Raw genomic sequence first — 8,675 nt, forward strand, 5'->3', positions numbered from 1 at the left:
GCTGAGAGGGCGCCGAACGGCCGCGTGCCGGGCGGCCCGACCGACCGTGCCGGGTTATCGTCGGACCGTGCCCAGCCAGAAGCCCCGCGTCCGCCGCGTCCCCGTGGCGATGCCCGACGGCAGCACACCCGCGCAGCCCTGGTACCGCTCGATCCACTTCTCCGGGTTCAGCCTGCTCATGCTCGCGATCATCGTGCTCTTCGTGGTGGTGCTCGCGCCGTCGCTCCGGACGCTCATCCAGCAGCAGGAGCAGATCGCCCAGCAGCAGCAGGAGGTCGCGAGCCAGAAGGCCGACGTCACGCAGAAGAAGAAGGACGTCGCACGCTGGGACGACCCGGCGTACATCGAGGCGCAGGCTCGTGACCGGCTGCTCTACGTGTACCCGGGCGAGGAGAGCTACCTCGTGATGGGTACCGAGGACAAGCGGGCCGAGAAGACCCCCACCACCGACTCCGGCACCCCCGTGAGCGCGAAGGTGCAGACGCCCAAGGTCGACTGGGTGCAGGCCATGCTCTCGTCGGTGCTGCAGTCCGGGCTCACCGACGAGCGGGCAGCCGACCTCGTCGCCCCCGACGTCTCCGGCACGGGCGACAGCAAGTAGTCCGAACCGCGCGGCGCGGAGCCGTCCGGCCCGACGGTGCGAGGGGTTCCGCTTCTCCGGTAGGCTCACGTTCCCGTGACGACCCCTCCCTTCGACCCGCCCTCCGACCGCGACGTCCAGGTCGTGTCGGCGCAGCTCGGCCGACCGGCGCGTGACGTCATCGGGATCGCGGCACGCTGCGTCTGTGGCAACCCCACCGTCGTCTCCACGAAGCCCCGGCTGTCGAACGGCACCCCGTTCCCGACGTTCTACTACCTGTGCCACCCCGCGGCCACCGCTGCGGTCAGCACCCTCGAGGCCAACCAGGTGATGCCCGAGCTGGCAGCCCTGCTCGAGGACCCCGAAGTCGCCGCGCAGTACCGCGCGGCCCACGAGTCCTACCTGGCCGATCGCGAGTCGATCGAACACGTCGACGAGATCGACGGCATCAGCGCCGGTGGCATGCCCACCCGCGTGAAGTGCCTGCACGCCCTCGTCGGCCACGCCCTCGCCGCCGGACCCGGCGTCAACCCCATCGGCGACCTCGCGCTCGAGCGCGCGGACTGGTCGCCCTCCCGGTGTGAGTGCCGGGCGTATGATGACGGTGCAGACGCTGGAGTCGGGGCGGGTGGCGGCGAAGTCTGACCCGACTCCCGCACACCCCCATCCAAGGAGATCATCCCCCGTGCCCAAGATCCTCGTCGTCGGCGGCGGTTACGCCGGTTTCTACACCGCATGGAAGCTCGAGAAGCACCTTCGCCAGGGCGAAGCCGAGGTCGTCATGGTGGACCCGCTGCCGTACATGACGTACCAGCCGTTCCTGCCCGAGGTCGCCGCCGGTTCCATCGAGCCGCGTCACGCGGTCGTCGCGCACCGTCGTCACCTCAAGAAGACCCGCGTCGTCACGGCGAAGGTCACCAAGGTCGACCACGCCACCAAGACGGCGACGATCACCCCGACCGAGGGCGAGGCGTGGGAGGAGTCCTACGACCAGATCGTCATGACGGCCGGCGCGGTGTCCCGCACGTTCCCGATCCCGGGCGTCGCGGACGAGGCCATCGGCCTGAAGACGATCGAGGAAGCCGCGTCGATCCGTGACCGCATCCTCAGCAACTTCCACAAGGCGGCGAACCTGCCGGCCGGTCCCGAGCGCGACCGCCTGCTCACCGTCGTCGTCGTCGGTGGTGGCTTCGCCGGCATCGAGGTGTTCGCCGAGCTCCGCTCCTTCGTCACCGACCTGCTGAAGAGCCACCCGCAGCTGTCCTTCGACGACACGCACTTCCACCTGGTCGAGGCGATGGGCCGCATCATGCCCGAGGTCTCGCTCGAGACCTCGCACTGGGTGCTCAAGAACCTCGCCGAGCGTGGCGCGACCGTGCACCTCGAGACCCAGCTGGCCTCGGCCGTGGGTGGCGTCTGCGAGCTCAAGACGAGCGACGGCGCGATCGAGACGATCCCGTCCGACCTCATCATCTGGACCGCCGGCGTCATGGCGAACCCGATGGTCAAGGGCACCGACTTCCCGCTCGAGCAGCGTGGCCGCATCCGCGTCCAGCCCGACCTGCGCGTGGTCGACGACAACGGCGTGATCGCCGACGCATGGGCCTGCGGCGACGTCGCAGCCGTGCCGGACCTGACCGGTGGGGGTGTCGGCGGGTTCTGCGTGCCGAACGCCCAGCACGCCGTGCGCCAGGCCAAGCAGCTCGCGAAGAACGTCGTCGCGACCATCCGTGGCGAGGCGACGACCGACTACAAGCACGAGAACCTCGGTGCCGTCGCGGGTCTCGGCCTCGGCACCGGTGTGTTCCAGTCCGGCAAGTTCGCCATGAAGGGCTTCCTGGCCTGGGGCGCGCACCGCGGCTACCACGGCCTGGCCATGCCGTCGTGGGAGCGCAAGTGGCGCGTCATCGGCGACTGGGTCGGTGGCTTCTTCCTGGGCCGCGACATCGTGTCGCTCGACGACCGCGAGACCCCGCGCGCCGCGTTCGAGGCGTTCGCGTCCCGTCCGAAGCCCGCCGCCGAGGCCCCGGCCGCGCCCGCCGCAGCCCCGGCTCCGGAAGAGGGCAAGGTCGCCGGTGCCGCCGGTCCCGTCTACGGCGAGCCCGCGAAGGACGTCTCCAACGCCCCCGAGCCGGTGACGGCCCCGGCCGACGCCAAGTAGCACCACTCGTCACGAAGGCGGTCACCTGCGAAGGGTGGCCGCCTTCGTGCATCGGTAGGCTGTTGCGGCCCGCCCCCGTGGCCCAATCGGTAGAGGCACGCGACTTAAAATCGCTGAGTTGTGGGTTCGAGTCCCACCGGGGGTACCGCCGAGGCTCTGCCGCGGCGCCCGCCGCGTGCCGCTGCGAAAGCGACAGAACTCTGCGAACAGTTCGCGTCGTTCTGTCGCTCCGGCCGCACAGTCCGAGCGATGGTCCTGCCATCTGTCGCTTCGACGGTGGGATCGGGTCGCCCTGGGCATCGGACTGGAGGCGCGGGACCGGCCCGCCACGTGCCTCCCGGCCCGCGGACCGTCGCCTTCCCGCGAAGACGGCGCGACTGCACGACCGGCTCGCCGCCCAGTAGCATCGACGATCGTGGTCGGACTCGGAAGCGCACTCGCCAACCTGCAGAACGCCCTCCGCCGACCGGAGGCCCACGTCGAGGTCGTCGACGGCGAGAGCGTCCCGGTCGGCATGCTCCTCGGCACCCTCGGAGCCCTGCTCCTGGACGCCGGCAGCTCCGTCACCGACGTCCGGTCGGCGCTCGAGAAGGCCCGGGACGCCGCCGGGGTCGGACCGACGCTCGCGATCGGCGTCCTGCCCGCCCTGGTGATGGTGAGCGAGGTCTCGACGGGCGCCGCCACCATCGTCAACGCCGAGGGCGTCGAACTGTCGTCCCGCCAGGCCGCCCGCGCCAACCGCGTCGTGCTCGGGCTCGAGAGCGGCTCCATCGCCCTCGCCGAGATCCCCGCCCGCGTCCGGGCCATCCGGGCCGGCACCGTCCCACCGCCCGCGCTGCCGTGGATCCTCGGCAACGCCCTGACCTCGGCCGGCCTGGCCGTCGTCTTCCGCTGCCCCTGGTGGGCGATCGTCCTGGCGCTCGTCGTCGGCGGCCTGGTCGGCGTGATCGGACTGGTCCTCCGGCGCTTCCGCGAGGCCGTGGCGATCATCCCGTTCCTGGCCGCGTTCGTGTCGACGGCGATCGTCGGCCTGGTCGCCGCGGGCACCGGGTTCGAGCAGGTCCCGCTCTTCGCGGTCTGCGCCCCGGTGGCGGTGTTCGTCCCCGGCGCACTCATCACCAACGCGTTGCTCGAACTCACCGCCGCGGACATCGTCACCGGGTCGTCGCGACTGGTGCAGGGGCTCATCATGCTCGGCTTCATGGCCGCCGGCATCGCGTCCGGCAGCGCCCTGACCGGGTTGCACGTCGACCCGTCGTCGGCCGCGCTCGTCGGCGAGGTCGCGGGGGTCGGCACCGACCTGGCCGGCTGGGAGTCCGTGCCCGCGTACTGGGTGTCGTGGGTGGCCGTCGTGGTGCTCGCGGTCGGGCTCGGTCTGGTGTTCCGGTCCGGGTGGCGCCTGACGCTCGTGTCGGTGGCGGTCATGGTCACCGCCTACGCCGTGGTGAGCACGACGACGCCGCTCTGGGGCAGCGTCGTCGCGACCGGGGCCGCAGCGGCGCTGCTGTTCGTCGCGACCCGGTTGCTCGAGCGGCTCGTGCCGGCGATCCCGGCTACGGTGTCGTTCTTCCCGGCGTTCCTGCTGCTCGTGCCGGGGACGGTCGGGCTGGTGGCGGTGGCCACCTTCGATCCCGAGGCGCTCGCGACCCCGCTCGCGACCTTCGTCAGCCTGTGCATCGGGACGAAGATCGGCGGGCTCCTGCCCGGCCTCTTCGCCCGCAACGCGCCCCGGCGCGCGGTGGACGCGACCAGCTGACGGACGGGAGGCCCGTGGCGGCGCCGCCACGGGCCTCCAGGCCGTCACCGGCCGGGTACCGGGCCCGCTACGGCTCGATCAGCCGGCCCGCTGCCTGGTCCGCCGCGGCCGTGTCCTTCGCCAGGTAGTGCACCTTCTTGCCGGTGGCGTTGTAGGGGACGTCCGTGACGAAGCGGTACCGCCGCGGGCGCTTGTACCGGGCGAGGCCCGGGTGGGAGCCGGTCCACTCCTCGAGCGCGGCCGCTGCCTCGGCGTCGTCGGCCGGCAGCCGGTCGCCGGCACGGACGACGTACGCCGTGACGACCTCGCCCCACCGCGGGTCCGGCACGCCCACCACGATGGAGTCGGCGACCCCGGGGTGCTCCTGCAGCACCGCCTCGACCTGGACGGGGTGCACGTTCTCGCCGCCGGAGATGACCATGTCGTCCTTGCGGCCCACGATCGTCACCCGCTCGTGCTCGTCCCACGTGGCGAGGTCGCCCGGGTAGAACCAGCCGTTCGCGAACTTCTCGGCCTCGAGCCCGGGGTTCCGGTACGAGTAGCCGGACTTCACGGTGCGGACGGCGAACTCGCCGATCTCGGTGCCGTCCTTCGCCACCGTGTCGGTGGGGTCGGCCAGACGGTCCTCGTGCACGCGGACGACGGCGACGTCGTCGTCGGTCGATGCGCGACCGGTGGAACCGGCGCCGTCCGGGAAGTCCTCGGGGCGCAGGAACGTGTTCCAGAAGGTCTCGGTGGTGCCGTAGCCGTTGAAGATCCGGGGCGACAGCAGCTCCTGGTACCGCAGTGCCGCGGCGCGGTCGAGCGGTGCGCCCATCGTGACGATGCCGTTGAGGCTCGACAGGTCCCGCGCCCGGCGTTCCTGCGCGTCGGCGAGCTGCACCAGGTTCGGCGGGGCCCCGATCAGGAACGTCAGGCGCTCGGACTCGACCAGGTCGAGCACCCGGTCGGCGTCGAAGTGCCGCAGCGTCGTGAGTTCCGCGCCGACGTAGAACACCGGGTTCGGGCCGCCGGAGTAGAGGCCGCCACGGTGGAACAGCGGTGACATGTTGAGCGTCTTGTCGAACGGACTGAGCGGGAAGTGCATGACCACGTCGTGCGCGCTGAGCACCTCGACCAGGCTCGGCAGCGGGACGGGCTTCGGCCGACCGGTGGTGCCCGAGGTGTAGAGCCGGGTGGACTCGTCGTAGGTGCTGCGCGGGCCGATCGCCGCGAGTTCCTCGGGGGAGACGGGATCGGACGCGAGCAGCTCGGCGAACCGGTCGTGGTCGCCGCCGACCGGGACGACGTGGTCCGGCCGGTGCGGCGAGGACTCGATCGCGGCGGCGATCGCACTCGTCCGCTCGGTGTCGTGCACGAGGACGGCGGGTGCGGAGTCCTCGATGATGAACGCGACCTCGTCCGGTGCGAGCCGGAAGTTCGTCGGCGAGAACACCGCGCCGATGCGGTGACAGGCCAGGTAGAGCATCGCGAACTCGGGTGTGTTGAACAGCTCGACCATCACGACGGAACCCCGTCCGCCACCGTGCCGGACGAGCCACCCGGCGATCCGGTCGACGGTGTCGCCGAGCTCGGCGTAGGTCCACGAGCGGTCCGTCCCCGGCTCGCGCAGCGCGGGTCGGCCGGCGAAGCGGTGGGTGTTGCGGGCGAAGCCGTTCGCGTAGGTGAAGCTGCCCTCGAACACCTCGCGGAAGCGTGTCGCGTCGTAGTCGGACCCGGTGTCGGTGCGGGGTCCCGGGTCGGACCGGGTGTCGGCGTGGGGTTCCGAATCGGGTCGGGTGTCGGTCATCATCGCTCCTGCCGCGGTCGTGCGGTGCACACCGTCGGTGCTGCGCGGGCACCGGTCGCGCGGCACTGCTGCACCGCTGGTCCGGTGCGGCGTCGGTCGTCCGTGCGGGACGGCGAGCGTCCTCCGTGTGGTGCGACCAGCACCGATCGTCACACTAGCCCGCTGTCCGCGAACCGGCCCGGAAGTGCGTCTTCTGTCCCGGGGGCGGTGCGGTGCGCCGCTCTGGAGGCCCGGCGCGGGTCAGACGCGGGCCGCGCGCCGGTCGGTGCGCAGCCAGACCAGGGCCGCGATCGCGGCCGCCACGCAGGCCGCGGCGATGCCGACGAGCAGGGCCGGTGCGGCGTGCGTGCCGGTCGTCCCCGAGTAGACCGCGGTGGTCAGCGCGACGGCGACCACCGCGAGCGCGACGTACCGACCGCGGGAGGCGGCGAGCAGCGCGCTGCCTGCGGACCCCGCGACGGGCAGCAGGGTCGCGACGACGGCACCGAGGCCGCCGACGCACAGCGTGATGGCGAACTCGGACCCGAGCGACACCCAGAAACCACCGCCCGCGAGCAGGCTGTGCAGCACCCAGCCGGCCGCGGCGAGTCCGAGGAGGGCCAGCACCCCCCAGGTCGCACCCCGGGCGCTCGCGGCGATCCCCGTACCGAGGCGGAGCGGTCCGGTCCCCAGTCCGGGGCGGACGGACGGCACGAGGACGACCCCGACGATGAGTGCGGGGGACAGGTCCGCCGCGCGGGTGACGCCGCACGCCACGAGGGCTGCGAGCACGAGCCACGGCGACACCCGGAACCCGATGGTTCGGTGGTCGCTGCCGGCTGCCCACCGCGTGGCGAACACGACGGCGGCGGTCAGGACCCCGGTCCCGGCGAGGACGGCGATCGCCAGACGGGCGTAGCGGGCCTCGAGCTCGACGCCGACCCCGAGCAGGGTGCACAGCGCCGCGACGGACACCGCGATGGTGATCGACGCCCAGGTCGGCAGGACGTCGTCGCCGCCGGTGCGGTCCGACCGCGAGCGGTTGCGGCCGAGCAGCCCGGCGAACGGCGAGCGGAGGCGACCCCGGGTGACCGCGGCCACGAGGGCGAGCGGCGCCGCGATCAGCAGGAGGAACCCGGCGGCGACGGCGGTGGCGACCAGGACGGTCCGCCACGAGAACGCGGCCTGGATGGTCGGGACGGTGCGGTCGTACATCGTCGCCGCGGTCCAGTCGCCGGCGGGGCCGGACCAGTCGGGGTGACCTCCGGCGCTGCCGACGCCGGCCGGGATGCTGCCGGTGCCGGTGCCGGTGCCGTCGCCGTTGTTGGACCCGTTGCCGTTGGCGGTGCCTGCTGCGCCGCCGTCGTCGTTGCCGTTGCCGCCGTCGCCCCCGTGACCGGCGGCGTTCGTGCCGATCCCGGTTCCGCCGTGGCCGGTCGCGCCGGGGGTGCCCGCCGTCGCGCTGGACCCCGGCGTCGACGTGCCCGGTGTCCCCGGGGTGTCCGTGGCGCCCGGCGTCGGTGCTGCGGTCGGCGCTGTCGTGGTGGACCACACCGTGACCCGGACGGCGGCCGACGACCGGGAGTAGTTGCCAGCGACGTCGTGCTGCGTCGCGGTGAGCTGGTGCCCGCCGGCGCGCAGCGTCGACCCCGCGGTGGAGCACGACCACGAGGCGTCCGGCGCGACCACCACGCCGCACACCGGCGCACGGTCGACGTACACGGTCACGCGGGCGCCCGGCTCACCGGTCCCGGCGACCGTCGTCGAGCGGGTGCCGATCCGTTGGCCGTCGTCCGGTGTCGTGATGCGCGGGGCAGCGGGCGCCGTGCGGTCGACCGTGATCGTCACGGGAGCGGAGGCCGCGCTCCGCAGGTCCGACCGGTAGCCGCGCGCCGTGCTGGCGGTCTGCGACGCGGTGACGGTGAACCGGCCGTCGGCGAGCGACCCGAGGGCGGCCACCCACCGGCCGTCCGCACCGACCCGGGCGGTCTGCTGGGCCGAGGAGCCGGACACCGACAGCAGCACCGTCGATCCGGGGTACCCCGTACCGGAGACCGTTCCGCCGGTGGGCCCGGCGGCCGCCAGGGTCGGCGGGACGATGACGTCCGAGGCCGGTGCACTCGCGACGGGCAGTGCGGCGACGAGGTCGCGCACCGTGAAGACCTGTTGCGGGCCCGAGCGGACGGTGCCGAGGCAGGCCCAGGAACCGTTCGGGTCCACCCGGGTCGTGCACCCGGACGAACCCGTCGCGGCCGGGCCGGTCACCCGGACGGTGTGCCCGGGGGTGCCGGTGCCGTGGAAGCGCGTCGTCCCCGTCGTGACGTCACCCGGGTCGGCGATGGTGGGCCGAACGGCGGGACGCGTGGGGGTGGGCGTCGGGGCGCCCGGCCGGCCGGGCGCCCCGACGCCC

The 8,675-nt window shown here is 73.1% G+C and carries 6 protein-coding genes and 1 tRNA gene; 5 read left to right on the top strand and 2 right to left on the bottom strand.

Features of this window, described 5'->3' with window-relative positions; all coding sequences use genetic code 11:
* Positions 1–67: 67 nt before the first annotated feature.
* The 5 genes from DEJ03_RS14010 to DEJ03_RS14030 all read left to right on the top strand — a co-directional run bounded on the left by DEJ03_RS14010 (position 68) and on the right by DEJ03_RS14030 (position 4,497).
* Positions 68–601 (top strand): septum formation initiator family protein, encoded by a 534-nt coding sequence (locus tag DEJ03_RS14010; protein WP_110865051.1) that lies wholly within the window; start codon positions 68–70, stop codon positions 599–601.
* 75 nt (positions 602–676) lie between these two features.
* A complete protein-coding gene (locus tag DEJ03_RS14015; protein ID WP_071406119.1) occupies positions 677–1,225 on the top strand; it encodes a DUF501 domain-containing protein in 549 nt (182 codons plus the stop codon).
* Between the two features lie 40 nt (positions 1,226–1,265).
* On the top strand, positions 1,266–2,741 hold the full coding sequence (locus tag DEJ03_RS14020) for an NAD(P)/FAD-dependent oxidoreductase (RefSeq protein WP_017886746.1): 1,476 nt from the start codon (positions 1,266–1,268) through the stop codon (positions 2,739–2,741).
* A 71-nt stretch (positions 2,742–2,812) separates the two neighbouring features.
* Positions 2,813–2,886 (top strand) — tRNA-Leu (locus DEJ03_RS14025).
* Positions 2,887–3,156: 270 nt separating this feature from the next.
* A complete protein-coding gene (locus tag DEJ03_RS14030) occupies positions 3,157–4,497 on the top strand; it encodes a threonine/serine exporter family protein (protein WP_027464496.1) in 1,341 nt (446 codons plus the stop codon).
* A 67-nt stretch (positions 4,498–4,564) separates the two neighbouring features.
* On the opposite strand, the gene DEJ03_RS14035 is transcribed toward DEJ03_RS14030, so the two are convergent.
* Together DEJ03_RS14035 and DEJ03_RS18035 are read right to left on the bottom strand one after the other, a co-directional pair.
* Positions 4,565–6,286, bottom strand: coding sequence for a class I adenylate-forming enzyme family protein (locus DEJ03_RS14035; protein WP_110865075.1), 1,722 nt, complete (start codon positions 6,284–6,286; stop codon positions 4,565–4,567).
* 240 nt (positions 6,287–6,526) lie between these two features.
* A partial coding sequence (locus tag DEJ03_RS18035; protein WP_181422728.1) for an Ig-like domain-containing protein occupies positions 6,527–8,675 on the bottom strand: 2,149 nt, incomplete at its 5' end.

The organism is Curtobacterium sp. MCLR17_043, from assembly GCF_003224215.1.
GTDB lineage: Bacteria > Actinomycetota > Actinomycetes > Actinomycetales > Microbacteriaceae > Curtobacterium > Curtobacterium flaccumfaciens.

Coding starts and splice junctions, on each gene's coding strand:
- DEJ03_RS14035 (WP_110865075.1), bottom strand. CDS start 6,286: ATGACCGACACCCGACCCGATTCGGAACCCCACGCCGACACCCGGTCC.